The following is a 21,482-nucleotide window of genomic DNA, read 5'->3' as shown; positions in this document are numbered from 1 at the left end:
CCTGCTTTCTCTGCGGTCATGCCGGCCGTCAGCATCGGTTGGTTTCATGGCGTCCAAGCCCCTCCCGCCCGACAAACAGAAGCTCGCCGCGGAAGAGGCGGCCGAGCTCGACGACAAGCTTGTCCCTACCGCCAAGCCGGACCTTGAAGACGACGAGGACGATGAAGACGAGGAGGATGGCGGGCTGGAGCTCGATGACGACGATGAGGACGAGGACCTCGTCGTCTTTACCGCGCGGGAGGCCGCCGGCGCGCTCGCGACCATCCTGGGTTTCGTCAAACCCTTCCTGTTCAACTACAAGCAGATGCTGTCCTTCGTGGCGTTCGGCGTCTTCGTCGAGACGCTCTTCAACGTCATCATGCCGCTCAGCCTGAAGTACCTGATCGACGACGCGCTCGGCGAGGAGGATTTTCAGGCGCTGTACAAGATCCTCGGCGTGCTCGCGGTCGCGGGCATATTCACCTCGATCGTCGCGGTCTGGTACGAGCGCTGGGATGCGCGGCTCGCGGCGTGCATCATTTCCGACGTCCGCAAACGGCTGTTCGAGCACGTCCAGGACCTGCCGGCGGCCTATTTCGGCCGCACCAAGCGCGGCGAGATCCTGTCGCGCTTCTCAGTCGACCTCGCGGCCTTCGAGGGTTCGGTCAAGACCTTCGCCAACAGCGCGGCATTGCCGTTCCTGGAGCTGATCGCGGGCATCATCCTGATGGTGTTCCTGAACTGGCAGCTCGCGGCGGTTGCGCTGCTGGTGTTCCCGATCACGCTGATCGGTCCCCGCATGCTGACGCCGAAGGCTGTCCAGGCGAATTACGAGCAGAAGCTCAATGAATCTGCGCTGCTCGGCATGGTGCAGGAGAACGTGGCGGCGCAGGCCGTGATCAAGGCGTTCAGCCTGCAACGCCGGATGTTCGGCTTCTTCAAATTCCGCAACGACGAGACGCGAAACAGGATGGCCTCGGCGGCGTTCCTGTCGACCATGGTGGAGCGGACGGTCACCATCTCGGTGCTGCTCTTGCATCTCGTCGTGCTCGCGATCGGCGCATATCTGGCGACGAAGGGGCAGATTACCATCGGCACCTTCGTCACCTTCGAGAGTGCGTTCTGGGAGGTGTCCTACAACATCGCCCATGTGATGCATTTCATCCCCGTGTCGATCTCCGCGGCAGCCGCGATCCGTCATATGCAGGAGTTGCTCGACGAGCCCACGCGCAGCGCCGATCGTGCCGGCGCGCCCGATCTGCCCCGCATCACCAACGACATCACCTTCGACCACGTGACGTTCCAGTACGAAGGCAGCCAGACGCCAGTGCTGGACAATCTCAGCCTCAAGCTCAATGTCGGCAAGCGCATTGCCATCGTCGGTCCGTCCGGCTCCGGCAAGAGCACGCTGCTGAATCTGATCCTGCGGCTCTATGTGCCGGACGAGGGGCGCGTCACCATCGACGGCGTCGACGTCCGCAAGGTGACGCTGGACTCCCTGCGCCGGAGCATGGCGGTGGTGTTCCAGGAGAATATGCTGTTCAACATGTCGATCCGGGAGAACATTCGGCTCGGCAAGGAGGGCGCGACCGATGAGGAGGTGGAGGAGGCGGCCAAGAAAGCCGAGATCCACCGTTACATCATGAGCCTGCCGCAACGATACGACACGCCGGTGGGCGAGCGCGGCGATACCTTGTCGGGCGGCCAGCGCCAGCGCATCGCGATCGCGCGCGCGGTCATCCGTAATCCTTCCGTGCTGCTGCTCGACGAAGCCACTTCGGCGCTCGACCAGACCACGGAAGCTGCGATCAACCGCACGCTGCTGAAGGTCGCCAAGGGCCGCACCATGATCTGGTCAACCCACCGCCTGACCTCGGTGGTCGAGATGGACGAGATCATCGTGATTTCAGGGGGCAGGGCGATCGAGCGCGGCTCACATGCCGAGCTGCTCGCCAAGAACGGCACCTATCGCAAGCTGTGGAACGACCAGATCCACCAACCGCATGGCGCGCCGGCTCACGTCGACGAGGACAGCGACGAAGACGACGAGGATGAAGACGACCTCGACGAGGACGATGAGGAGGAGTGACCGAGGAAGTTCGGCTCCAGATCGAAGGCTGCTCCAAGCGGCCGCAATAGTCCCTGAACCGACCAGGCAATGAAGCGTGCCCAGCGCTGCGCCGTCCAATAAGGGCTTGTCGCAATGGAGACTGAGCGGAAATCGAAGGCCTTCGCGGCCGACCAATCGTCGCACTCCCGCTTGACCGGGTCTGCGTAGAAGGCGGCGATCTTGCTTGTATCCATCCCGTCGGAGGCCAGCCACTGCGGGATATAGACGTTGCAGAGCCGCTCGACGTCGGTGAAGACCTTGTCGCACCCGGTGCCGGCGGCCGGGCAGGAGGTCGAGAAGGCATCGCCCACCAGCACGAGACCCGGCTGGCCGCTGGCATCGTTCACATAGAGATCGACCGGACGGATTTTCAGCTCACTGGGAATGTCGAATGGTCCGGTGATGTGCTTGAGCCGTGGCAGCGCAGCGTTCAACGTCTCGGCCGGCGCGCGGCGCAGCTCACGCAGCCAGGGATCGTCGAAGCTGCGATAGACGAACAGATTGGCGCGCATCCGCGTCCCGATCGGAAAAAGCGTGAGGTAGGGGATGCGGTCGCTCGGCCGTTCCGAGAAATAGGTCAGCGCAGGGAAGTCGAACGAGTCCCGTCCCGCGGGCACCACGTCGAACCCGATCGAAATCGAATGGCAGGCACTGACGACTTTTCGGGCGATTCCCAGCTGGTGGCGCAGGCCGACATTGAGTCCGTTGGCGAGCACGACCAGCCGGGCGGAGACCATCGCGTCGTTGGAGAGAGTGACCTTCTGCCGCTCCGCACTCGTCTCAACCGAGACAGCCTTGGCGCAGATGCGCTCGACGCCGGCAGGAATTTCGTCGCGGACAGCGTTGACGAGGGAATCGTAGAGGATGTTGGACTGCCGGCTCGGCGCCTTGTCGAGAAGGCGGCCGAAGCGCGCGATCCAGTTCTCAAACACAAAGGTCGCGCGGTGCAACACCGATTCGGCGATTCCCGTCTGCAGGAATCGCCCGACCTGCACGTGACCGCTGAGTTTTTCGACCCGAAAGTCCGCCGAATAGCTCTCATGCGGATCGATCAGGATGGTCGAAATGCCGCTACGGCCGAGCATCGCGGCGGCGGTCGAGCCGGACAATCCCCCGCCGATAATGGCAATGTCGGTGTACCGCATGGCGCTAATCTCTGCCCAAGGCGGCACATTGGCGCTCCAACAGGAAAGAAAGCCTTAGCCAATGGTTATAAAAGTATATTTAGCCCGGGTATAAATAGGTTTCGAGGTGGCGCGACGCGCTCTTCGTTTCCATCTCACGAAGGCGCAGCGAGCGGCCCAAGAAGCGATTTCGGCAGGTGCGGGAAGCGCTTCTGACTGACGTTTCGCCTTGACTTGACCGACTCCCACTTATAGAACCCCCTCACTTAACGACAGGCGGTGAGCATCGCCAACGTCGGAACGGGCCACCTGTTTGATCCCCTGGGATCACCAAGACAGGCACCAACCTCGACGAATGCCGCTCAAACGCTGTCGATCATAGCTAGGCAATGCCAGTGCGATTTTAGTTCTCTTGAGCATGTTCTCTCGAGATCGAATTCGGATGCATGACCTCGGTGCGCGGGCCGCAGCTTCAAGCTGACCGGTTCAACTACTGCGGTCCTCTGTGGCGTCGAAGCGCTTTCCGCCCGTTGATGGGTGGTTGGCGCGATTTCGCTTTGTGCGGATTGTTCCGCGGAAGGCGGCCTCGTCGGGCGGGTAGCTCGAAAGAATTTGCGGACCCGGTGACGGGCCGCGGCAGAACACAAAGGGTAATGCCAGGATGCCGACGATCAACCAACTGATCGCTCAACCGCGGGAAGTGCAGAAGTCGCGCAAGAAGGTGCCGGCGCTGCAGCAGTCGCCGCAGAAGCGCGGTGTTTGCACACGCGTTTACACCACGACCCCGAAGAAGCCGAACTCGGCGCTTCGTAAGGTTGCCAAGGTGCGCCTGACCAACGGCTTCGAGGTGATCGGCTACATCCCCGGTGAGGGCCATAACCTCCAGGAGCACTCGGTGGTCATGATCCGCGGCGGTCGCGTCAAGGACTTGCCCGGCGTGCGCTACCACATCCTCCGCGGCGTTCTGGATACCCAGGGCGTCAAGAACCGTAAGCAGCGCCGTTCGAAGTACGGCGCCAAGCGTCCGAAGTAAGCGGGAACCAGGTCCATGTCTCGTCGCCATTCTGCCGAAAAGCGCGAAGTCCTTCCCGATCCGAAGTTCGGGAATATCATCGTCACGAAGTTCATGAATTCGGTAATGTACGCCGGAAAGAAGTCGGTCGCCGAAGGCATCGTCTACGGCGCGTTCGGCCTCATCGAAAGCAAGACAAAGCAGAACCCGCTCGGCGTGTTCGAGCAGGCGCTCGAGAACGTCATGCCGACGATTGAAGTGCGCTCCCGCCGCGTCGGCGGCGCGACCTATCAGGTTCCGGTCGAAGTTCGCTCGGTGCGCCGTCAGGCGCTGGGCATTCGCTGGCTGATCTCGGCTGCGCGCGATCGCAACGAGAAGACGATGACCGAGCGGCTCTCTGCGGAGCTCCTGGATGCGTCGAACAACCGGGGTAACGCCGTCAAGAAGCGCGAAGACGTGCACCGGATGGCGGAAGCCAACCGCGCCTTCTCGCACTATCGCTGGTAACGGCGACACACGGAATCTAAGGAACACTCCATGCCCCGCGTTCATGCCATAGAGAATTACCGCAACTTCGGTATCATGGCGCATATCGATGCCGGCAAGACCACGACCACCGAGCGCATCCTCTATTACACCGGCAAGAGCCACAAAATCGGCGAAGTGCACGAAGGTGCCGCGACGATGGACTGGATGGAGCAGGAGCAGGAGCGCGGCATTACGATTACGTCGGCCGCGACCACCGCGTTCTGGGAAGGCAAGCGTCTCAACATCATCGACACTCCCGGCCACGTCGACTTCACCATCGAAGTCGAGCGCAGCCTGCGCGTGCTCGACGGCGCCGTGTGCGTGCTCGACTCGAACCAGGGCGTCGAGCCCCAGACCGAGACGGTCTGGCGCCAGGGCGACAAGTACAAAGTTCCGCGCATCGTCTTCGCCAACAAGATGGATAAGACCGGCGCTGACTTCTACAAGTGCATGCAGGACATCGTTGACCGCCTCGGCGCAAAGCCGATCGCGATCCAGCTTCCGATCGGCTCCGAGAACAACTTCAAGGGCCTGGTCGACCTCGTTCGCATGAAGGGCGTGGTCTGGGAAGAAGAGAAGCTCGACGCCAAGTTCGTGGACATCGATATTCCCGAGGACATGGTCGAGAAGGCCAAGGAATATCGCGAGAAGTTGTTGGAAGCCGCCGTCGAGCTCGACGACGAAGTTCTCGCCGCTTACCTCGACGGCAAGGAGCCCGATGAGCCGACGTTGAAGCGCTTGATCCGCAAGGCCGTGCTGACTGGCGCGTTCTTTCCGGTATTGTGCGGCTCGGCGTTCAAGAACAAGGGCGTGCAGCCTCTGCTCGACGCGGTCGTGGATTATCTGCCGTCGCCAGTTGACGTGCCCGCCATCAAGGGCGTCGACGAAGACGGCAACGAGGTCGTTCGCCTGCCGGACGACAAGGAGCCGCTGGCTCTGTTGGCCTTCAAGATCATGGACGACCCGTTCGTCGGCACCATCACCTTCTGCCGCATCTATTCCGGCACGCTGCTGTCGGGCACCGGCGTGATCAATTCGACGCGCGACCGCAAGGAGCGCATCGGCCGCATGTTGCTGATGCATGCGAACAACCGCGAAGACATCAAGGAAGCCTATGCCGGCGACATCGTCGCACTGGCTGGCCTGAAGGAAGCGCGCACCGGTGACACGCTGTGCGATCCCGACAAGGCGGTGATCCTCGAAAAGATGGAATTCCCCGAGCCCGTCATCGAGATCGCGATCGAGCCCAAGTCCAAGGCCGACCAGGAAAAGCTGGGCGTGGCGCTGGCGAAGCTCGCCGCGGAGGATCCGTCCTTTCGCGTGTCGACCGATCAGGAGTCCGGCCAGACCATCCTCAAGGGCATGGGTGAGCTCCATCTCGACATCAAGGTCGACATTCTCCGCCGCACCTACAAGGTCGATGCCAACATCGGCGCGCCGCAGGTGGCGTTCCGTGAGCGCGTCACCAAGAGGTCCGAAGTCAAGTACACCCACAAGAAGCAGACCGGCGGTACCGGACAGTTCGCGGAAGTGTCGATCATCGTGGAGCCGAACGAGCCCGGCAAGGGCTACGAGTTCGAGTCCAAGGTCGTCGGCGGTGCGGTGCCGAAGGAATACATCCCCGGCGTCGAGAAGGGCATCAACAGCGTGCTGAGTTCCGGCGTGGTCGCGGGCTTCCCCGTGGTCGACGTCAAGGTTCAGCTCGTCGACGGCAAGTATCACGACGTCGATTCGTCGGCGCTCGCCTTCGAAATCGCATCGCGTGCTGCATTCCGCGAAGCCTTGCAGAAGGGCAAGTCCGTCCTGCTCGAGCCGATCATGAAGGTCGAAGTGGTGACCCCGGAAGATTACACCGGCTCCGTCATCGGCGACCTGAATTCGCGGCGCGGTCAGATCCAGGGTCAGGACATGCGCGGCAACGCCAATGTCATCAACGCGATGGTGCCGCTCATGAACATGTTCGGTTACGTGAATAACCTGCGCTCGATGAGCCAGGGTCGCGCAACCTTCACCATGCAGTTCGACCACTACGCAGAAGCGCCGGCCAACGTGTCGGCAGAAGTCCAGAAGAAGTTTGCCTGATTGTCGTCGGTCTCGAACTGACGATTGAACGGAGAGTCAAATGGCCAAAGCAAAGTTTGAACGTAACAAGCCGCACTGCAACATCGGCACCATCGGTCACGTCGACCATGGCAAGACGTCGCTGACCGCGGCGATCACCAAGGTCCTCGCCGAAGCCGGCGGCGCGACGTTCACCGCGTACGACCAGATCGACAAGGCGCCGGAAGAGAAGGCGCGCGGCATCACGATCTCGACGGCGCACGTCGAATACGAGACCAAGAACCGCCACTACGCGCACGTCGACTGCCCCGGCCACGCCGACTACGTGAAGAACATGATCACCGGCGCCGCCCAGATGGACGGTGCGATCCTGGTCGTGTCGGCCGCCGACGGTCCGATGCCGCAGACCCGCGAGCACATCCTGCTCGCCCGCCAGGTCGGCGTTCCCGCGCTCGTCGTGTTCCTCAACAAGTGCGACATGGTCGACGATCCGGAACTGCTCGAGCTCGTGGAGCTCGAGGTCCGCGAGCTGCTCTCGAAGTACGAATTCCCGGGCGACACCATCCCGATCATCAAGGGCTCGGCGCTTGCCGCCCTCGAAGATTCCGATAAGACGCTCGGCCATGACGCCATCCTCGAGCTGATGAAGCAGGTCGACGCTTACATTCCGCAGCCGGAGCGTCCGGTCGATCTGCCGTTCCTGATGCCGGTTGAAGACGTGTTCTCGATCTCGGGCCGCGGCACCGTCGTGACCGGCCGTGTCGAGCGCGGTATCGTCAAGGTCGGCGAGGAAATCGAGATCGTCGGTCTGCGCGCCACGCAGAAGACCACGGTCACCGGTGTCGAAATGTTCCGCAAGCTGCTCGATCAAGGCCAGGCCGGCGACAACATCGGTGCGCTGCTTCGCGGTACCAAGCGCGAGGACGTCGAGCGCGGCCAGGTGCTGTGCAAGCCGGGTTCGGTCAAGCCGCACACCAAGTTCAAGGCTGAGGCCTACATCCTCACCAAGGAAGAGGGCGGCCGCCACACTCCCTTCTTCACCAACTACCGTCCGCAGTTCTACTTCCGCACCACCGATGTGACCGGTGTCGTGCATCTGCCGGAAGGCACCGAGATGGTGATGCCGGGCGACAACATCGCGATGGAAGTGCACCTGATCGTGCCGATCGCGATGGAAGAGAAGCTCCGCTTCGCGATCCGCGAAGGTGGCCGCACCGTCGGCGCCGGCGTCGTCGCCTCGATCATCGAGTAATTACGAGAATAGGGATCGGCGAATAGCGAATGTGACATTCGCTATTCGCTATTCGCCACCCCATTGAAGAAAGACCACGGCAATGAACGGCCAAAACATTCGCATCCGTCTCAAGGCGTTCGACCATCGTATCCTCGATACGTCGACCCGCGAGATCGTGAACACGGCGAAGCGCACCGGCGCGCAGGTCCGCGGACCCATTCCGCTGCCCACCCGCATCGAGAAGTTCACCGTCAACCGTTCGCCGCACGTCGACAAGAAGAGCCGCGAGCAGTTCGAGATGCGCACTCACAAGCGCCTGCTCGACATCGTCGATCCGACCCCGCAGACCGTCGATGCTTTGATGAAGCTCGACTTGGCCGCCGGTGTCGACGTCGAGATCAAGCTCTAAGATTTTTGGATCACGTTCGCCACTAGCGGACAGAAAGAACAGGAAGCACGCCGATGCGCTCCGGAGTGATCGCACAAAAGGTCGGGATGACGCGGGTCTTTACAGAGGCCGGCGAACATATCCCCGTGACCGTGCTGAAGCTCGGCAATTGCCAGGTCGTAGGCCACCGCACCGAAGAGAAAAACGGTTATGTCGCGCTCCAGCTTGGTTCTGGCAGCCGCAAGACCGTGTACATGCCCAAGGCGGAGCGCGGCCAGTTCGCGGTCGCGAAGGTCGAGCCGAAGCGGCAGGTCGAGGAATTCCGCGTCTCCGCGGATCAGATGATCCCCGTCGGTGCCGAGATCCTGGCCGACCACTTTGTCGTCGGTCAGTTCGTCGACGTCACCGGTACTTCGGTCGGTAAGGGTTTTGCCGGCGGTATGAAGCGCTGGAACTTCGGCGGTCTGCGCGCCACCCACGGCGTGTCGGTCTCTCACCGTTCGATCGGTTCGACCGGTGGCCGTCAGGACCCGGGCAAGACCTGGAAGAACAAGAAGATGCCCGGTCACATGGGCGTTGACCGCATCACCACGCTCAACCTTCGGGTCGTTCAGCTCGATGTCGAGCGCGGTCTGATCCTCGTCGAAGGCGCCGTTCCGGGTTCCAAGGGCGGCTGGATCCGCGTGCGCGACGCCGTCAAGAAGCCGCTGCCTAAGGAAGCTCCGAAGCCCGGCAAGTTCAAGGTTGCTGGCGAAGCGGACGCTGCTCCGGCTGCGCAGGAGGCGTGAGATGGAATTGAAGGTCACGACCCTCGAAGGTAAGGAAGCCGGCTCGGTCCAGCTTTCCGACACCATTTTCGGCCTCGAGCCGCGCCAGGACATCATTGCACGTTGCGTGCAGTGGCAGCTCAACAAGCGCCAGGCCGGTACGCACAAGGCCAAGGGCCGCGCCGAGATCTGGCGCACCGGCAAGAAGATGTACAAGCAGAAGGGTACCGGTGGTGCTCGTCACGGCTCGGCCCGGGTGCCGCAGTTCCGCGGAGGTGGCCGTGCCTTCGGTCCGGTGGTGCGTTCGCACGCCACCGACCTGCCGAAGAAGGTCCGTGCGCTCGCCCTCAAGCATGCGCTCTCGGCCAAGGCCAAGGACGGCGATCTCATCGTGATCGACAAGGCCGCGCTGGAAGCTGCCAAGACCAAGGCGCTGCTCGGTCATTTCTCCGGTCTGGGTTTGACCAACGCGCTGATCATCGACGGCGCCGAGCTCAACAACGGCTTCGCCGCTGCGGCCCGCAACATCCCGAACATGGACGTGCTGCCGATCCAGGGCATCAACGTCTATGACATCCTGCGCCGTCGGAAGCTTGTTCTGACCAAGGCCGCCATCGATGCGCTGGAGGCGCGCTTCAAATGACGAAGAACATCGAGCCTCGCCACTACGACGTGATCCTGTCGCCGGTCGTGACCGAAAAGGCCACGATCGCCTCGGAGCACAACAAGGTGCTGTTCAAGGTGGCCGCGAAGGCGACCAAGCCGCAGATCAAGGAAGCGATCGAGAAGCTGTTCGACGTCAAGGTCAAGAGTGTCAACACGCTGGTCCGCAAGGGCAAGACCAAGATCTTCCGCGGCAATCTCGGCTCGCAGTCGAACTCCAAGCGCGCGATCGTGACTCTCGAAGAGGGTCACCGGATCGACGTGACCACCGGTCTGTAAGGTCGTACGACGATGGCACTGAAGACATTCAATCCCACGACGCCGGGCCAGCGCCAGCTGGTCATGGTCGATCGTTCGGCCCTCTACAAGGGCAAGCCGGTCAAGGCGCTCACCGAAGGCAAGCACTCCTCCGGCGGCCGTAACAACACCGGTCGCATCACCGTGCGCTTCCGCGGCGGTGGTCATAAGCGAACGTTGCGTACCGTCGATTTCAAGCGCGACAAGGTCGATGCGCCCGCGACGGTCGAGCGGCTGGAGTACGATCCGAACCGCACCGCATTCATCGCGTTGGTCAAGTACGAAGACGGCACCCAGGCCTATATCCTGGCGCCGCAGCGTTTGGCCGTCGGTGATTCCGTCGTCGCCGGCAACTATGTCGACGTGAAGCCGGGCAATGTCATGCCGCTCGGCAACATGCCGGTCGGCACGATCATCCACAACATCGAGGTCAAGATCGGGAAGGGCGGCCAGCTCGCCCGTTCCGCGGGCACCTACGCCCAGCTCGTCGGTCGCGACCAGGACTACGTGATCATCCGCCTGAACTCGGGCGAACAGCGCCTGGTGCACGGCCGTTGCCGCGGCACGATCGGCGCGGTGTCGAACCCGGATCACATGAACACGTCGATCGGCAAGGCCGGCCGCAACCGTTGGCTGGGCCGCAAGCCGCACAACCGCGGCGTTTCGATGAACCCGATCGACCATCCGCACGGCGGTGGTGAAGGTCGTACCTCGGGCGGCCGCCACCCGGTTACTCCGTGGGGCAAGCCGACCAAGGGCAAGAAGACCCGCTCCAACAAGTCGACCAACAAATTCATTCTCCTAAGCCGCCACAAGCGGAAGAAGTAAGGAACGCCGGACATGGTTCGTTCAGTCTGGAAAGGCCCGTTCGTCGAGGGTTCTCTGCTCAAGAAGGCAGATGCCGCGCGCTCGTCCGGCCGTCACGACGTCATCAAGATCTGGAGCCGTCGCTCGACGATCCTGCCGCAATTCGTCGGCCTGACCTTCGGCGTCTACAACGGTCAGAAGCACGTGCCGGTGGCCGTCAACGAGGAAATGGTCGGTCACAAGTTCGGCGAGTTCTCGCCGACCCGCACCTTCCATGGCCACTCCGGGGACAAGAAAGCCAAGAAGGCTTGAGGATTAAACGATGAGCAAACCTAAGCGCGAACGGAGCCTCGCCGAGAACGAGGCCAAGGCGGTCGCCCGGATGCTGCGGGTGAGCCCGCAGAAGCTCAACCTGGTCGCCCAGCTCATTCGCGGCCGGAAGGCGGCTGCTGCGCTCGCCGACCTGCAGTTTTCGCGCAAGCGGATCGCGGTTGACGTGAAGAAGTGCCTGGAATCGGCTATTGCCAACGCCGAGAACAACCACGACCTCGACGTCGACGATCTCGTCGTGGCGCAGGCCTTCGTCGGCAACGGCCTCGTGATGAAGCGCTTTGCCGCCCGCGGCCGTGGCCGTTCGGGCCGTGTCTACAAACCATTTTCACAGCTGACGATCATCGTTCGTCAGGTCGAAGCCGCAGCAGCGGCTTAAGGGACGCAGGAGAACACGATGGGTCAAAAGATCAATCCGATCGGTCTGCGTCTCGGCATCAACCGGACCTGGGATTCCCGCTGGTACGCCGGCAAGCAGGAATACGGCAAGCTGCTGCACGAGGACGTCAAGATTCGTGAGATCCTGCACAAGGAGCTCAAGCAGGCAGCCGTTGCCCGCATCGTGATCGAGCGTCCGCACAAGAAGTGCCGCGTCACCATCCACTCGGCTCGTCCGGGCGTGGTGATCGGCAAGAAGGGCGCCGACATCGACAAGCTGCGCAAGAAGGTCGCGGACATCACGGCGTCCGACGTGGTCATCAACATCGTCGAAATCCGCAAGCCGGAGCTCGATGCGACGCTGGTGGCCGAGTCGATCGCGCAGCAGCTGGAGCGCCGCGTGGCGTTCCGCCGCGCCATGAAGCGCGCCGTGCAGTCAGCGATGCGTCTCGGTGCGGAAGGCATCCGCATCAACTGCTCGGGACGTCTGGGCGGTGCGGAAATCGCGCGCATGGAGTGGTACCGCGAAGGTCGCGTGCCGCTGCACACGCTGCGCGCAGACATCGACTACGGGGTTGCGACCGCGTTCACGACCTTCGGCACCTGCGGTGTCAAGGTCTGGATCTTCAAGGGCGAGATCCTCGAGCACGATCCGATGGCCCAGGACAAGAGAATGGCCGAAGGTGAGACTGGTGGCGGCGGCGATCGCGGCGGCCGGCAGCGCCGGGACAACGCTGCAGCCTGACGCCAGCACAGAGAATTTGAGGGCTTGAAGCCATGATGCAACCTAAGAAAACGAAGTTCCGGAAGGCGCATAAGGGCCGTATCCACGGCGTTGCGTCTTCGGGCGCGACGTTGGCGTTCGGCCAGTTCGGTCTGAAGGCGACCGAGCCTGAGCGCGTCACCGCGCGCCAGATCGAAGCCGCTCGCCGCGCGCTGACCCGCCACATGAAGCGCGCCGGCCGCGTCTGGATCCGCATATTCCCCGACGTTCCCGTGTCGAAGAAGCCTGCCGAAGTCCGCATGGGTTCCGGCAAGGGCGCGCCGGAATTGTGGGTCGCGCGCGTCAAGCCGGGCCGGGTGCTGTTCGAGATCGACGGCGTCAACACCCAGACGGCGCGTGAAGCGCTGACCCTGGCGGCAGCCAAGCTGCCGATCAAGACGCGCTTCGTCGAGCGCATTGCGGAGTAATGGCCATGGCCCAGATGAAAATCGAAGACATCCGCGCGTTGAGCCCCGATCAGCAGGACGACGCCATCCTGAACCTGAAGAAGGAGCGCTTCAACCTGCGCTTCCAGCGCGCCACCGGGCAGCTCGAGAACACCTCGCGCCTGCGCGAAGCCCGCCGTGACATCGCCCGGATCAAGACCGTCGCCGCGCAGACGCGCGCGAAGAAGAAGTAAGAGGCTTACGAAGATGCCGAAACGTACTTTGCAGGGCGTGGTCGTCAGCGACAAGCAAGCCAAGACCATCGTGGTGCGCGTCGATCGCCGCTTTACGCACCCGATCTACAAGAAGACGATCCGCCGTTCGAAGAACTACCACGCGCACGACGAGAGCAACGAGTTCAAGCCGGGCGACATGGTGTGGATCGAGGAATCGAAGCCGATTTCGAAGTTGAAGCGCTGGGTCGTGATCCGGGGCGAACACAAGAAAAGCGCCTGATCTGTTGGCTTTATTCGACTGACTTCAGGTTAATGTTGAGCGCCGGCTGGGCTGGCGCAAAGAGAAGAGGACGAGGTGCATCAATGATTCAGATGCAGACCAACCTCGACGTGGCCGATAATTCTGGCGCACGCCGTGTCATGTGTATCAAGGTGCTCGGGGGCTCCAAGCGCCGCTACGCCACGATCGGCGACATCATCGTTGTCTCGATCAAGGAAGCTATTCCGCGCGGCAAGGTGAAGAAGGGCGACGTGATGAAGGCCGTCGTGGTGCGCGTCCGCAAGGACATTCGCCGCGCCGACGGTTCGGTCATCCGCTTCGACCGCAACGCCGCCGTTCTGATCAACAATCAGTCCGAGCCGGTCGGTACCCGTATCTTCGGGCCCGTGCCGCGCGAGCTGCGCGCCAAGAACCACATGAAGATCATCTCGCTCGCGCCGGAGGTGCTGTGATGGCTGCGAAGATCCGCAAGGGCGACAAGGTCGTCGTGCTGACCGGCCGCGACAAAGGGCGCACCGGCGAGGTGTTCGAAGTGCGTCCCGACGCCGGTACGGCGCTGGTGCGCGGCATCAACATGGTCAAGCGTCACCAGAAGCAGACGCAGGCCCAGGAGGGCGGCATCATCTCGAAAGAGTCGCCGATCCAACTGTCCAACATCGCGTATGTCGGCAAGGACGGGAAGCCGACCCGCGTCGGATTCAAGATTCTGGCGGACGGCAAGAAGGTCCGCATCGCCAAGAGCTCGGGAGCTGAGATCGATGGCTGAGGCCGCTTACACACCGCGCCTGCGCGCGGAATACGACGCGAAGATCCGGACGGAAATGACCGAGAAGTTCGGTTATGAGAACGTCATGCAGGTTCCGCGCCTGGACAAGGTCGTGCTGAACATGGGCGTTGGCGATTCCGTCAACGACCGCAAGAAGGCCGAGAACGCCGCTGCGGAATTGACCCAGATCGCCGGCCAGAAGGCGATCGTGACCTATTCGCGGATCGCGATCGCGACCTTCAAGTTGCGTGAGAACCAGCCGATCGGCTGCAAGGTCACGCTGCGCAAGGCCCGTATGTACGAGTTCATCGATCGTCTGGTGACGGTCGCGCTGCCCCGCGTCCGCGACTTCCGCGGCTTGAACCCGAAGAGCTTCGATGGCCGCGGCAACTACTCGCTCGGCCTCAAGGAACACATCATTTTCCCCGAGATCGACTTCGACAAGGTCACGGAATCCCGCGGTATGGACATCACCGTCTGCACCACGGCCAAGACCGACGACGAGGCGAGGGCCTTGTTGACCGCATTCAATTTCCCGTTCCGGCAGTGAGACGCTGACCTAAAGCCTCTCAAACGCGGATACCCAGGAGCCAAGCATGGCAAAGAAGAGTTCAATCGAGAAGAACAACCGGCGCAAGCGGATGACGAAGAACGCCGCCCCGAAGCGCGAGCGGTTGAAGGCGATCATCGCCGACAAGACGTTGCCGATGGAGGAGCGGTTCGCTGCGACCCTGAAGCTGGCGGAAATGCCGCGCAACTCGTCGGCGACCCGCATCCGTCTGCGTTGCGAGCTGTCGGGCCGTTCGCGCTCGAACTATCGCTTGACCAAACTGTCCCGCATCGCAATGCGGGACCTTGGCTCCAAGGGCATGGTCCCGGGCCTCGTGAAGTCCAGCTGGTAAGGAGGGTCGTTTAGATGTCTACGCACGATCCAATCAGCGATCTGATCACCCGCATCCGTAACGCGCAGATGCGCTCCAAGAACAAGGTCTCCACGCCTGGCTCGAAGATGCGCGAGAACGTGCTCGAGGTGCTGAAGAGCGAAGGCTACATCCGCGGTTACGCGACGCTCGAGCATTCCTCGGGCCGCAGCGAGATCGAGATCGAGCTGAAGTATTTCGACGGCGAGCCCGTTATCCGTGAGATCGAGCGTGTCTCCAAGCCCGGACGTCGCGTGTACGCCTCGGTGAAGAACCTGCCGCGGGTCAATAACGGACTCGGCATTTCGGTGTTGTCGACGCCGAAGGGAATCATGGCTGACCACAGTGCGCGTGAAGCGAACGTGGGCGGCGAAGTTCTCTTCACGGTGTTCTGAGAAGGATTTTTGATCCATGTCACGTGTTGGCAAAAGACCGGTAGCGGTGCCGTCGGGTGTGACCGCGACCGTCGACGGGCAGACCGTCAAGATGAAGGGGCCGAAGGGCCAGCTTCAGTTCGTCGTCCATAACGACGTCGAGGTGAAGCTCGACAACGGCCAGGTCAAGGTGAACCCGCGGGTCGAGACCAACCGCGCGCGGGCCCTGTACGGGACCGCTCGCGCCCAGGTCGCGAATCTGGTCGAGGGTGTCACCAAGGGTTTCGAGAAGAAGCTCGAAATCACCGGCGTCGGTTACCGCGCCGCGCTGCAGGGCAAGAACCTGCAGCTCGCGCTCGGCTACAGCCACGATGTGGTCTACGCGATCCCGGAAGGGATCACGATTACCGTGCCGAAGCCGACCGAGATCACGGTGACGGGCAGCGACATTCAGCGCGTCGGCCAGGTCGCCGCCGAGATTCGCTCCTATCGTCCGCCGGAGCCCTACAAGGGCAAGGGCGTGAAGTATGTTGGCGAATTCATCTTCCGCAAGGAAGGCAAGAAGAAGTAACGGAGCCGGTCATGTCGAAAGCCAAGGTTACGAATGCCCGGCGCAAGCGCAGTGTACGTCTGAAGCTGCGCCGCTCGGGTGGCGGCCGTCCGCGCCTGTCGGTGTTCCGCTCGTCCAAGCACATCTACGCCCAGGTCATCGACGACCTGAAGGGCGAGACGCTGGCCTCTGCCTCGTCGCTCGAGAAGTCGATGCGCGATGGCGGCAAGACCGGCGCCGACATCGATGCGGCGAAGGCGGTCGGCAAGCTGCTGGCCGAGCGCGCCGCCGAGAAGGGTGTCAAGGAAGTCGTGTTCGATCGCGGCAGCTATCTCTATCACGGGCGCGTCAAGGCTCTTGCCGACGCGGCGCGTGAAAGCGGGCTGAGCTTCTAACAGAATTTGAGGATTGAGGCGTAAGCCTCTGAAGGACTGGAAAAACCATGGCAGAACGCGAACAGCGTGGTGGACGCGATCAACGCGGCGGCGGACGTGAACGCAGGGAAGAGCGCGACAGCGAGTTCGTTGACAAGCTCGTCCACATCAATCGCGTCGCCAAGGTCGTCAAGGGCGGCAAGCGCTTCGGTTTCGCAGCGCTGGTCGTGATCGGCGACCAGAAGGGCCGCGCCGGCTTCGGTCACGGCAAGGCGCGCGAAGTGCCCGAGGCGATCCGCAAGGCAACCGAATCCGCCAAGCGCAACCTGACCCGCGTGTCGTTGCGCGAGGGCCGCACGCTGCATCACGACATCGCCGGCCGTCATGGCGCGGGCCGTGTTTACCTGCGCGCAGCTCCGGCCGGTACCGGCATCATCGCCGGCGGTCCGATGCGCGCCGTGTTCGAGACGCTCGGCGTCCAGGACGTGGTTGCGAAGTCGATCGGCTCGTCGAACCCGTACAACATGGTTCGCGCGACCTTCGATGCGCTGAAGCATCAGGATTCGCCGCGCTCGGTCGCTGCCCGCCGCAACATCAAGGTGTCCACCCTCCAGTCCCGCCGTATCGGTGGTGACGCCGAGGCGGTTGCCGAATAACGGAAGCTTTTCGGAGTAGACGCCTATGGCCAAGAGTGCCGTTACGACCGCAAAGACGATCAAGATCGAGCAGACCGGCAGCGCGATCCGCCGCCATCACTCGCAGCGTTCGACGCTGATCGGGCTCAAGCTCAACAAGATCGGCCGCACCAGCGAACTGCCGGACACCCCGGCGGTCCGTGGCATGATCTTGAAAGTTCACCATCTCGTTCGCATCGTCGACGAGAAGTAAGCAAAGGCGCACGATCCCGGAGCGGGGACCCGTTTTCGGTGAAGGTCATGCGCAAGAAACAAGGAGCAGGGCGATGAAGCTCAGCGATATCGCCGACAATGCCGGCTCGCGCAAGAAGCGTATGCGCGTCGGCCGCGGCATTGGTTCGGGCAAGGGCAAGCAGGCCGGCCGCGGTGGCAAGGGCCAGACCGCGCGTTCGGGCGTGCGCATCAAGGGTTTCGAAGGCGGCCAGATGCCCTTGCATCGCCGTCTCCCGAAGCGCGGCTTCAACAACATCTTCCGCGTCGAGTTCGCCGAGATCAATCTCGACCGGCTCCAGGATGCGGTCGATGCCAAAAAGATCGACGCCAGCAGCGTCGTGAACGTCGAATCCCTGGTCAAGGCCGGCGTGCTGCGCCGCGCCAAGGGCGGCCTGCGGCTGCTCGGCCGCGGCGAGTTCAAGGCCAAGCTCAACATCGAAGTGCACGGTGCCTCGAAGACCGCGATCGCGGCAGTCGAGAAGGCCGGCGGCTCGGTGAAGATCCTCGCGCCTGCCAAGGAAGAAGGCGAGGCGGCGTAACAACTGCGTCATCGGCCCGCGGCTCGCGGGCCTTTACGCACGCGGGACGATGGACTTATCGAAGCCGTAGCCCCAGATAATGTCCGGTGTCCGGTATAATGTAGCCCGGCCGCGGGCATAACGGCGCAATAAGCGGCGGGAGAAAGTCCAAGATGGCCTCTGCAGCGGAACAACTGGCAGCCAATCTCAATTTCGGTGCGTTTGCCAAGGCCGACGAACTGAAGAAGCGCATCTGGTTCACCCTGGGCGCGCTGCTCGTTTATCGGCTCGGGACCTACATCCCGTTGCCCGGCATCGATCCCAACATCTGGGAGCAGGTGTTCCGCTCCCAGGCGGGCGGCATCCTCGGCATGTTCAATATGTTCGCTGGCGGCGGCATTCACCGCATGGCGATCTTTGCGCTGAACATCATGCCGTACATCTCGGCGTCCATCATCATCCAGCTCCTGACCACCGTCTCGCCGCAGCTCGAGGCGCTGAAGAAGGAAGGCGAGTCCGGCCGCAAGCTGCTCAACCAGTACACCCGTTATCTCACGGTGATCCTGGCCGCGTTCCAGTCCTACGGCATTGCGGTGGGCCTCGAAGGCGCTGGCAACGTCGTCAGCGACCCCGGCATGTTCTTCCGCCTGTCGACGGCGATCACGCTGACCGGCGGCACCATGTTCCTGATGTGGCTGGGCGAGCAGATCACCTCGCGCGGCATCGGCAACGGCATTTCCCTGATCATTCTCTCCGGCATCGTCGCCGAGCTGCCCGCGGCGCTCGCCAACATGCTCGAGCTTGGCCGTCAGGGTGCGATGTCGACCGGCCTGATTCTGGTCGTCATCATCATGGCGGTGGCCGTGATCGCCTTCATCGTGTTCGTGGAGCGCGCCCAGCGCCGGCTCTTGATCCAGTATCCGAAGCGCCAGGTCGGCAACAAGATGTTCGAGGGGCAGTCCTCGCATCTGCCGCTCAAGCTCAACACCTCGGGCGTGATCCCGCCGATCTTCGCGTCCTCGCTGCTGCTGCTGCCGACCACGGTCGCGAACTTCAACGCGGGCAGCGGGCCGGAATGGTTCCAGTGGATCAACACCCAGCTCGGCCACGGCCGTCCGCTGTTCCTGATCATGTATCTGGCGCTGATCGTGTTCTTCGCCTTCTTCTACACCGCGATCGTGTTCAATCCGACCGAGACCGCGGACAATCTGAAGAAGCACGGCGGCTTCATTCCGGGTATCCGCCCCGGCGAGCGTACCGCGGAATATATCGACTACGTGCTGTCGCGGATCACCGTGCTCGGCGCGGTGTATCTGGCGATCGTCTGCTTGATTCCGGAAATCCTGATCTCCTACGCGTCGGTGCCGTTCTACTTTGGCGGCACTTCGCTGCTGATCGTCGTCAGCGTCACCATGGATACGGTGGCGCAGGTGCAGGGCTATCTCCTGGCACATCAGTACGAAGGCCTGATCCGGAAGTCGAAGCTGCGCGGCCGCCGCCGTTAAGCGCGGCGTCCCTCGGGCGGCGCGATTGCGCCGCCGATTCGCCGCGCGTGCAATGCGCGCGGACGGCGAGCCGGCCATTCGGTCGCCTCGGCAGAGTCGCTCTTCCTGTCGTGCAAGCATTGATTTCAAAGGCTTCTTGGCGTCCGGCCATTTGCTCCCCTATGATATGGGTAGCGGTGCGGCGCTGATTATGATTTGCACTGTAACTGGACTTCAAAACACGGGCGCGCGACGTATCGCGCACCAATCGGGGGGCGTACGCCGATGAGAATTATACTTCTGGGGCCACCGGGATCGGGCAAGGGCACCCAGGCGCAGCTGCTGGTGCAGCGCTATGGCATCGTCCAGCTCTCGACCGGCGAGATGTTGCGTGCAGCGGTGGCGGCCGGAACGCCGGTCGGGCTCAAGGCTAAGGAGATCATGGCCAGCGGCGGTCTCGTGCCAGACGATGTCGTGGTGGGGATCATCTCCGATCGGATCGATCAGCCGGATGCCAAAAACGGTTTCATCCTTGACGGTTTCCCGCGGACCGTGCCGCAGGCCGAGGCGCTGGATGAGCTGCTCAAGCACAAGCACCTCAAGCTCGATGCCGTGATCGAGCTCCGCGTCAACGAAAGCGCGCTCCTGAATCGCGTCGAGACTCGCGTCGCCCAGATGCGCGAGCGCGGGGAAGAGGTCCGGCTCGATGACACCCCGGAGGTCCTGACCAAGCGCCTCGCCAGCTACCGCAGCCAAACGGAACCGCTGATTCACTACTATTCCGAGCGGCGCAAGCTCTCGACCATCGACGGCATGATGGCCATCGATGAGGTCACCCGCGCCATCCATCGCCAACTCCTGGCGCTCGGGGCGGTCGAGCCCAAGACGCATGGCAAGACGCACGCCCGGAGTGCGACAAAGGCGGCCCCGGCCAGAAAGGCCAAGGCGGCGAAGAAATCGGCCAAAAAGCCTGCGAAAGCGGCCAAAAAGGCTGCCAAATCCAGGAAGGCGGCCAAGAAGGCTACGACGGCAGGCAAGAGAATCGTCAAGAAAGCCGCCAAGAAGGCGGGGAAGAAGAAGGCAGCCAAAAAGACCGCCAGGAAGGCTGTCAAGAAAGGTGCCAAAAAGGTCGCAAAAAAGGTCACGAAAAGGCGAGCTAAGCGCTAGCAGCGGTTGACGAAAGCCCCCTGAATCCCCTAATAAGCCCCGCATCCAAGTCGGATAGTTTCAAACGATGCCGGGCCCCAGGAAGACTAGGGGTGGGCGTCGTGTTCGCGTTTGTGAACACCTGCCCGAGAAACCAAGCACTTAAAGCCCGATTCCTGACGAGGGATTGGCGACAGGAGAGAAGGCCGTGGCCCGTATTGCCGGCGTGAACATCCCGACCAACAAGCGCGTGCTGATCGCGCTCCAGTACATCCATGGCATCGGTCAGAAGATCGCCGGTGAGATTCTGGAGAAGGTGAAGATCCCGGTGGATCGTCGCGTCAATCAGCTCAGCGACGCCGAAGTGCTCCAGATCCGCGAAGTGATCGACCGCGACTATATGGTCGAGGGCGATTTGCGTCGTGAGGTCGGCATCAACATCAAGCGTCTGATGGACCTCGGCTGCTATCGCGGCCTGCGCCATCGTCGCGGTCTGCCGGTGCGTGGCCAGCGTACCCACACCAACGCGCGTACGCGCAAGGGTCCGGCCAAGGCCATCGCCGGCAAGAAGAAGTAAGTTTTCGCATCCAATCACGGCGTGTGGCGACCCGGGGATGACCCGTTCGCCACGCGCCTTTCGTTCCACAGGTGTAGCCGCTGGCATTACGGCGGCGTTGAGATCTTCAGGAAAGGTAGTCTATGGGCAAGGAAGCCACCCGCGTTCGTCGTCGTGAGCGCAAGAACATCGCCTCCGGCGTCGCGCACGTGAACTCGTCGTTCAACAACACGACCATCACCATCACCGACGCGCAGGGCAACACGATTGCCTGGTCCTCCGCCGGCACGATGGGCTTCAAGGGCTCGCGCAAGTCGACCCCGTATGCCGCACAGGTTGCCGCCGAGGACGTGTCGAAGAAGGCGCAGGAGCACGGCATGCGCACGCTGGAAGTCGAAGTCGCCGGTCCCGGTTCGGGCCGCGAATCGGCGCTCCGGGCGCTGCAGGCCGCGGGCTTCACCGTCACCTCGATCCGCGACGTGACCACGATCCCGCACAACGGTTGCCGTCCCCGTAAGCGTCGGCGCGTTTGATACCAGATTG

The 21,482-nt window shown here is 62.5% G+C and carries 31 protein-coding genes; 30 read left to right on the top strand and 1 reads right to left on the bottom strand.

Annotated elements, in window-relative coordinates:
* Positions 1 to 46 precede the first annotated feature (46 nt).
* Positions 47 to 2,068 (top strand): ABC transporter ATP-binding protein, encoded by a 2,022-nt coding sequence (locus IVB50_RS20705; RefSeq protein WP_018456450.1) that lies wholly within the window; start codon positions 47 to 49, stop codon positions 2,066 to 2,068.
* Here the strand turns inward: IVB50_RS20705 and IVB50_RS20700 are convergent.
* Positions 1,996 to 3,234, bottom strand: a complete 1,239-nt coding sequence (locus IVB50_RS20700; protein ID WP_018456451.1) for an NAD(P)/FAD-dependent oxidoreductase — start codon at positions 3,232 to 3,234, stop codon at positions 1,996 to 1,998. The genes IVB50_RS20705 and IVB50_RS20700 overlap by 73 nt on opposite strands.
* Before the next feature lie 640 nt (positions 3,235 to 3,874).
* Here IVB50_RS20700 and rpsL point away from each other — a divergent pair.
* From rpsL to rpsK, 29 genes are all read left to right on the top strand, one after another.
* Entirely contained in the window at positions 3,875 to 4,246 is a 372-nt protein-coding gene (gene rpsL / locus IVB50_RS20695; protein WP_007603006.1) for a 30S ribosomal protein S12, read from the top strand.
* Positions 4,247 to 4,261: 15 nt separating this feature from the next.
* Entirely contained in the window at positions 4,262 to 4,732 is a 471-nt protein-coding gene (rpsG, locus tag IVB50_RS20690) for a 30S ribosomal protein S7 (RefSeq protein WP_007603009.1), read from the top strand.
* 30 nt (positions 4,733 to 4,762) lie between these two features.
* Positions 4,763 to 6,835 (top strand): elongation factor G, encoded by a 2,073-nt coding sequence (fusA, locus tag IVB50_RS20685; RefSeq protein WP_026233180.1) that lies wholly within the window; start codon positions 4,763 to 4,765, stop codon positions 6,833 to 6,835.
* 40 nt (positions 6,836 to 6,875) lie between these two features.
* A complete protein-coding gene (tuf, locus tag IVB50_RS20680; RefSeq protein WP_018456453.1) occupies positions 6,876 to 8,066 on the top strand; it encodes an elongation factor Tu in 1,191 nt (396 codons plus the stop codon).
* 82 nt (positions 8,067 to 8,148) lie between these two features.
* The gene (rpsJ, locus tag IVB50_RS20675) at positions 8,149 to 8,457 is read left to right on the top strand and encodes a 30S ribosomal protein S10 (protein WP_002712302.1); all 309 of its coding nucleotides are present in this window, start codon (positions 8,149 to 8,151) and stop codon (positions 8,455 to 8,457) included.
* A gap of 53 nt (positions 8,458 to 8,510) precedes the next feature.
* Positions 8,511 to 9,224, top strand: coding sequence for a 50S ribosomal protein L3 (rplC, locus tag IVB50_RS20670; protein WP_007603016.1), 714 nt, complete (start codon positions 8,511 to 8,513; stop codon positions 9,222 to 9,224).
* 1 nt (position 9,225) lies between these two features.
* Positions 9,226 to 9,846: a 50S ribosomal protein L4 gene (rplD, locus tag IVB50_RS20665; RefSeq protein WP_007603018.1), complete on the top strand. Its 621-nt coding sequence runs from the start codon at positions 9,226 to 9,228 to the stop codon at positions 9,844 to 9,846.
* Positions 9,843 to 10,145, top strand: coding sequence for a 50S ribosomal protein L23 (locus tag IVB50_RS20660; protein WP_007603019.1), 303 nt, complete (start codon positions 9,843 to 9,845; stop codon positions 10,143 to 10,145). The genes rplD and IVB50_RS20660 overlap by 4 nt, the downstream gene beginning before the upstream one ends.
* Before the next feature lie 12 nt (positions 10,146 to 10,157).
* Positions 10,158 to 10,991, top strand: a complete 834-nt coding sequence (gene rplB, locus IVB50_RS20655; protein WP_007611609.1) for a 50S ribosomal protein L2 — start codon at positions 10,158 to 10,160, stop codon at positions 10,989 to 10,991.
* Between the two features lie 12 nt (positions 10,992 to 11,003).
* A complete protein-coding gene (rpsS, locus tag IVB50_RS20650) occupies positions 11,004 to 11,282 on the top strand; it encodes a 30S ribosomal protein S19 (protein WP_007603021.1) in 279 nt (92 codons plus the stop codon).
* A 10-nt stretch (positions 11,283 to 11,292) separates the two neighbouring features.
* Complete coding sequence (gene rplV, locus IVB50_RS20645) at positions 11,293 to 11,679, top strand: 50S ribosomal protein L22 (RefSeq protein ID WP_007603022.1); 387 nt, start codon at positions 11,293 to 11,295, stop codon at positions 11,677 to 11,679.
* Between the two features lie 18 nt (positions 11,680 to 11,697).
* Positions 11,698 to 12,423 carry a 30S ribosomal protein S3 gene (rpsC, locus tag IVB50_RS20640; RefSeq protein ID WP_007603023.1) on the top strand — a complete coding sequence of 242 codons (726 nt, stop codon included), beginning with the start codon at positions 11,698 to 11,700 and terminating at the stop codon, positions 12,421 to 12,423.
* A 32-nt stretch (positions 12,424 to 12,455) separates the two neighbouring features.
* Positions 12,456 to 12,869 (top strand): 50S ribosomal protein L16, encoded by a 414-nt coding sequence (rplP, locus tag IVB50_RS20635; RefSeq protein WP_007603024.1) that lies wholly within the window; start codon positions 12,456 to 12,458, stop codon positions 12,867 to 12,869.
* Positions 12,870 to 12,874: 5 nt separating this feature from the next.
* A complete protein-coding gene (gene rpmC / locus IVB50_RS20630) occupies positions 12,875 to 13,081 on the top strand; it encodes a 50S ribosomal protein L29 (RefSeq protein WP_007603026.1) in 207 nt (68 codons plus the stop codon).
* 13 nt (positions 13,082 to 13,094) lie between these two features.
* Positions 13,095 to 13,343, top strand: coding sequence for a 30S ribosomal protein S17 (gene rpsQ, locus IVB50_RS20625; RefSeq protein ID WP_007603028.1), 249 nt, complete (start codon positions 13,095 to 13,097; stop codon positions 13,341 to 13,343).
* A gap of 83 nt (positions 13,344 to 13,426) precedes the next feature.
* Positions 13,427 to 13,795 (top strand): 50S ribosomal protein L14, encoded by a 369-nt coding sequence (rplN, locus tag IVB50_RS20620; protein WP_007603030.1) that lies wholly within the window; start codon positions 13,427 to 13,429, stop codon positions 13,793 to 13,795.
* Complete coding sequence (gene rplX / locus IVB50_RS20615; protein ID WP_007603031.1) at positions 13,795 to 14,109, top strand: 50S ribosomal protein L24; 315 nt, start codon at positions 13,795 to 13,797, stop codon at positions 14,107 to 14,109. The genes rplN and rplX overlap by 1 nt, the downstream gene beginning before the upstream one ends.
* A complete protein-coding gene (gene rplE, locus IVB50_RS20610) occupies positions 14,102 to 14,659 on the top strand; it encodes a 50S ribosomal protein L5 (protein WP_007603032.1) in 558 nt (185 codons plus the stop codon). The genes rplX and rplE overlap by 8 nt, the downstream gene beginning before the upstream one ends.
* A 46-nt stretch (positions 14,660 to 14,705) precedes the next feature.
* Complete coding sequence (gene rpsN, locus IVB50_RS20605) at positions 14,706 to 15,011, top strand: 30S ribosomal protein S14 (RefSeq protein ID WP_007611604.1); 306 nt, start codon at positions 14,706 to 14,708, stop codon at positions 15,009 to 15,011.
* A 14-nt stretch (positions 15,012 to 15,025) separates the two neighbouring features.
* A complete protein-coding gene (rpsH, locus tag IVB50_RS20600; RefSeq protein ID WP_007603034.1) occupies positions 15,026 to 15,424 on the top strand; it encodes a 30S ribosomal protein S8 in 399 nt (132 codons plus the stop codon).
* 16 nt (positions 15,425 to 15,440) lie between these two features.
* On the top strand, positions 15,441 to 15,974 hold the full coding sequence (gene rplF / locus IVB50_RS20595; RefSeq protein WP_007603035.1) for a 50S ribosomal protein L6: 534 nt from the start codon (positions 15,441 to 15,443) through the stop codon (positions 15,972 to 15,974).
* An 11-nt stretch (positions 15,975 to 15,985) separates the two neighbouring features.
* Entirely contained in the window at positions 15,986 to 16,348 is a 363-nt protein-coding gene (gene rplR, locus IVB50_RS20590) for a 50S ribosomal protein L18 (RefSeq protein WP_007603036.1), read from the top strand.
* 47 nt (positions 16,349 to 16,395) lie between these two features.
* Positions 16,396 to 16,983, top strand: coding sequence for a 30S ribosomal protein S5 (rpsE, locus tag IVB50_RS20585; protein WP_007603037.1), 588 nt, complete (start codon positions 16,396 to 16,398; stop codon positions 16,981 to 16,983).
* 25 nt (positions 16,984 to 17,008) lie between these two features.
* The gene (rpmD, locus tag IVB50_RS20580) at positions 17,009 to 17,215 is read left to right on the top strand and encodes a 50S ribosomal protein L30 (RefSeq protein WP_007603038.1); all 207 of its coding nucleotides are present in this window, start codon (positions 17,009 to 17,011) and stop codon (positions 17,213 to 17,215) included.
* 73 nt (positions 17,216 to 17,288) lie between these two features.
* Positions 17,289 to 17,774: a 50S ribosomal protein L15 gene (gene rplO, locus IVB50_RS20575; protein WP_018456458.1), complete on the top strand. Its 486-nt coding sequence runs from the start codon at positions 17,289 to 17,291 to the stop codon at positions 17,772 to 17,774.
* A 152-nt stretch (positions 17,775 to 17,926) separates the two neighbouring features.
* Positions 17,927 to 19,258, top strand: coding sequence for a preprotein translocase subunit SecY (gene secY / locus IVB50_RS20570; RefSeq protein ID WP_007611601.1), 1,332 nt, complete (start codon positions 17,927 to 17,929; stop codon positions 19,256 to 19,258).
* A 264-nt stretch (positions 19,259 to 19,522) separates the two neighbouring features.
* Entirely contained in the window at positions 19,523 to 20,404 is an 882-nt protein-coding gene (locus IVB50_RS20565) for an adenylate kinase (RefSeq protein WP_247297053.1), read from the top strand.
* Between the two features lie 187 nt (positions 20,405 to 20,591).
* Positions 20,592 to 20,960 carry a 30S ribosomal protein S13 gene (rpsM, locus tag IVB50_RS20560; protein WP_018456460.1) on the top strand — a complete coding sequence of 123 codons (369 nt, stop codon included), beginning with the start codon at positions 20,592 to 20,594 and terminating at the stop codon, positions 20,958 to 20,960.
* 122 nt (positions 20,961 to 21,082) lie between these two features.
* Positions 21,083 to 21,472, top strand: a complete 390-nt coding sequence (gene rpsK / locus IVB50_RS20555; protein WP_007603045.1) for a 30S ribosomal protein S11 — start codon at positions 21,083 to 21,085, stop codon at positions 21,470 to 21,472.
* Positions 21,473 to 21,482: the final 10 nt, after the last annotated feature.

Origin of the sequence: Bradyrhizobium sp. 87, from assembly GCF_023073015.1 — a bacterium.
GTDB lineage: Bacteria > Pseudomonadota > Alphaproteobacteria > Rhizobiales > Xanthobacteraceae > Bradyrhizobium > Bradyrhizobium canariense_D.
Note: the sequence above shows the minus strand (reverse complement) of the source record. Positions and strands in the feature narration are given on the sequence as shown.

What these genes read in the sequence shown, in the direction of transcription:
- IVB50_RS20705 (WP_018456450.1), top strand. Translation starts at nt 47, where the DNA reads ATGGCGTCCAAGCCCCTCCCGCCCGACAAACAGAAGCTCGCCGCGGAA.
- IVB50_RS20700 (WP_018456451.1), bottom strand. Translation starts at nt 3,234, where the DNA reads ATGCGGTACACCGACATTGCCATTATCGGCGGGGGATTGTCCGGCTCG.
- rpsL (WP_007603006.1), top strand. Translation starts at nt 3,875, where the DNA reads ATGCCGACGATCAACCAACTGATCGCTCAACCGCGGGAAGTGCAGAAG.
- rpsG (WP_007603009.1), top strand. Translation starts at nt 4,262, where the DNA reads ATGTCTCGTCGCCATTCTGCCGAAAAGCGCGAAGTCCTTCCCGATCCG.
- fusA (WP_026233180.1), top strand. Translation starts at nt 4,763, where the DNA reads ATGCCCCGCGTTCATGCCATAGAGAATTACCGCAACTTCGGTATCATG.
- tuf (WP_018456453.1), top strand. Translation starts at nt 6,876, where the DNA reads ATGGCCAAAGCAAAGTTTGAACGTAACAAGCCGCACTGCAACATCGGC.
- rpsJ (WP_002712302.1), top strand. Translation starts at nt 8,149, where the DNA reads ATGAACGGCCAAAACATTCGCATCCGTCTCAAGGCGTTCGACCATCGT.
- rplC (WP_007603016.1), top strand. Translation starts at nt 8,511, where the DNA reads ATGCGCTCCGGAGTGATCGCACAAAAGGTCGGGATGACGCGGGTCTTT.
- rplD (WP_007603018.1), top strand. Translation starts at nt 9,226, where the DNA reads ATGGAATTGAAGGTCACGACCCTCGAAGGTAAGGAAGCCGGCTCGGTC.
- IVB50_RS20660 (WP_007603019.1), top strand. Translation starts at nt 9,843, where the DNA reads ATGACGAAGAACATCGAGCCTCGCCACTACGACGTGATCCTGTCGCCG.
- rplB (WP_007611609.1), top strand. Translation starts at nt 10,158, where the DNA reads ATGGCACTGAAGACATTCAATCCCACGACGCCGGGCCAGCGCCAGCTG.
- rpsS (WP_007603021.1), top strand. Translation starts at nt 11,004, where the DNA reads ATGGTTCGTTCAGTCTGGAAAGGCCCGTTCGTCGAGGGTTCTCTGCTC.
- rplV (WP_007603022.1), top strand. Translation starts at nt 11,293, where the DNA reads ATGAGCAAACCTAAGCGCGAACGGAGCCTCGCCGAGAACGAGGCCAAG.
- rpsC (WP_007603023.1), top strand. Translation starts at nt 11,698, where the DNA reads ATGGGTCAAAAGATCAATCCGATCGGTCTGCGTCTCGGCATCAACCGG.
- rplP (WP_007603024.1), top strand. Translation starts at nt 12,456, where the DNA reads ATGATGCAACCTAAGAAAACGAAGTTCCGGAAGGCGCATAAGGGCCGT.
- rpmC (WP_007603026.1), top strand. Translation starts at nt 12,875, where the DNA reads ATGGCCCAGATGAAAATCGAAGACATCCGCGCGTTGAGCCCCGATCAG.
- rpsQ (WP_007603028.1), top strand. Translation starts at nt 13,095, where the DNA reads ATGCCGAAACGTACTTTGCAGGGCGTGGTCGTCAGCGACAAGCAAGCC.
- rplN (WP_007603030.1), top strand. Translation starts at nt 13,427, where the DNA reads ATGATTCAGATGCAGACCAACCTCGACGTGGCCGATAATTCTGGCGCA.
- rplX (WP_007603031.1), top strand. Translation starts at nt 13,795, where the DNA reads ATGGCTGCGAAGATCCGCAAGGGCGACAAGGTCGTCGTGCTGACCGGC.
- rplE (WP_007603032.1), top strand. Translation starts at nt 14,102, where the DNA reads ATGGCTGAGGCCGCTTACACACCGCGCCTGCGCGCGGAATACGACGCG.
- rpsN (WP_007611604.1), top strand. Translation starts at nt 14,706, where the DNA reads ATGGCAAAGAAGAGTTCAATCGAGAAGAACAACCGGCGCAAGCGGATG.
- rpsH (WP_007603034.1), top strand. Translation starts at nt 15,026, where the DNA reads ATGTCTACGCACGATCCAATCAGCGATCTGATCACCCGCATCCGTAAC.
- rplF (WP_007603035.1), top strand. Translation starts at nt 15,441, where the DNA reads ATGTCACGTGTTGGCAAAAGACCGGTAGCGGTGCCGTCGGGTGTGACC.
- rplR (WP_007603036.1), top strand. Translation starts at nt 15,986, where the DNA reads ATGTCGAAAGCCAAGGTTACGAATGCCCGGCGCAAGCGCAGTGTACGT.
- rpsE (WP_007603037.1), top strand. Translation starts at nt 16,396, where the DNA reads ATGGCAGAACGCGAACAGCGTGGTGGACGCGATCAACGCGGCGGCGGA.
- rpmD (WP_007603038.1), top strand. Translation starts at nt 17,009, where the DNA reads ATGGCCAAGAGTGCCGTTACGACCGCAAAGACGATCAAGATCGAGCAG.
- rplO (WP_018456458.1), top strand. Translation starts at nt 17,289, where the DNA reads ATGAAGCTCAGCGATATCGCCGACAATGCCGGCTCGCGCAAGAAGCGT.
- secY (WP_007611601.1), top strand. Translation starts at nt 17,927, where the DNA reads ATGGCCTCTGCAGCGGAACAACTGGCAGCCAATCTCAATTTCGGTGCG.
- IVB50_RS20565 (WP_247297053.1), top strand. Translation starts at nt 19,523, where the DNA reads ATGAGAATTATACTTCTGGGGCCACCGGGATCGGGCAAGGGCACCCAG.
- rpsK (WP_007603045.1), top strand. Translation starts at nt 21,083, where the DNA reads ATGGGCAAGGAAGCCACCCGCGTTCGTCGTCGTGAGCGCAAGAACATC.